The sequence below is a fragment of the Candidatus Obscuribacterales bacterium genome (genome assembly GCA_036703605.1).
Classification (GTDB): domain Bacteria; phylum Cyanobacteriota; class Cyanobacteriia; order RECH01; family RECH01; genus RECH01.
This window is the reverse complement of sequence record DATNRH010000890.1, coordinates 1-1,620: the sequence shown is the minus strand read 5'-3', so window position 1 is coordinate 1,620 and position 1,620 is coordinate 1. Positions and strand designations below refer to the sequence as shown.

The 1,620-nt window shown below is 52.2% G+C and carries 1 protein-coding gene; it reads right to left on the bottom strand.

What is annotated here, in order from left to right:
* Positions 1–780 precede the first annotated feature (780 nt).
* Positions 781–1,620, bottom strand: an 840-nt coding sequence (locus tag V6D20_18310) for a TRAP transporter large permease subunit (protein HEY9817736.1), incomplete at its 5' end; no start/stop codon positions are given.

The window sequence follows — 1,620 nt, the reverse complement described above, 5'->3', positions numbered from 1 at the left end:
AAAAGCTTATACTTTTTTCTGGCACTACCGCAACACCACTTGAGAAAGATCATTAAAGCAGCAGAAAATCAAAAATAAACTGCCAGTAAGCAGTGCCTGGAACAAAGTTCCCATAGCCAGGATCAACCTCTACCTCTCCATCTTGGGCAACCACTTCTTACAGGCTACAGTATAAACAATCATACCTTCGTTTTCATACCTTCCCAGCTAGTATAGCCAGCTTTCGATAGCATACCCTTTTTAGTAAAATTACTTGGCGCTGCATATCTACAATCGGAAAATCTGCATCACCCCTTTTCTCGGGAAGAAACCAAACCTCCTCACCGGATTTTCCGCTGTGAGGCGGGCAACCTCATTGAGCGTGAGTCGACCTTCATTGACTGCATTCAACATCATCGAAACAAGTTTTTATGCATCAATCATGCCTAGCGGTATGGAAAACGTATCCTTCCAATCTAGCTGAATTTCTTCATAAGTGTGAGGTGCATGTGAAGTGCCCTCCTCCATACCTGCACTATAGCCTTTGCAACTATGGAGGGAGTTACTTCAACCTTACCGCTCTGAGTCAGGCCTGGGTAGGTGTGATTAGTAGACCGCTTACAGAGTTATCGGCGTCGGCCACGCCGCCCGACTGTCAGTATCAGGTGCACCACCCTCGGCGCATACTCCTTCTACGGCAGAGGGATCACGCCGCCCTCTCCGGTGATTATGACTACGTGGGCGGTCAAGCCGAGTTTCATTTCCCCATAATTAAACTTTCGTACGTTACACGGCGCTTGGCTAGAACAGCAATTTCGGCAGCCACAGAGCGATTCCCGGAAACGCTATGATCAGAAGCAGGCCAAACAGAATCACTGCAGCATACGGACGCGCCGAAGTGTAGATGTCCCCGATGCTGATACTGGGTGGTGCGACACCTCTTAAATAGAAAAGATTGAAGCCAAAAGGAGGGGTCATATAACCGATTTCGACCATGATGACGAACAGCACACCGAACCAGATCGGGTCAATCCCGTACATCGTGATGATTGGCATGAACACCGGCAGCGTGATCAGCATAATGCCTATCGGGTCGAGCACCATGCCCATGAGCAGGAGGAGCAGTAACATCGCAGCGAGCGCGCCCCACTCGCCGCCTGGGATGGCTGCCATTAGGTCCATCACCACCTGCTGGGCGCCCATAGCGCTATAGGCCGTGCTGAAGACTTGAGCGCCCAGGATGATCCACATAATCATGGAAGTCAGGCGCAGAGTCTGAAGCAAGGCTTCCTTAATCAAGTTCAGCGAAAGGGTGCGGTGGACCATCGCTGACAGTAGGGAGCCGAGCACGCCGATGGCGGCGGCTTCGGTGGCAGTCGCGATGCCGGACAGAATGGAGCCGAGGACCATGACCACGATGCCGATGGGCAGTGCGACAGCCATTAGCGAACGGAACCTTTCGCTCCAGTCTCCGCGTTCCTCTTTGGGCAACGCGGGGCCCAGCTCGGGCTGTAACCAGCATCGTATTGCGATATAGCCCGCAACCAATACGGACATGAGAAGCCCAGGTATCATGCCGGCGGCAAAGAGAGCACCAACCGATACGCCAGTAAGCATGGCATAGACGATCATCACGATGCT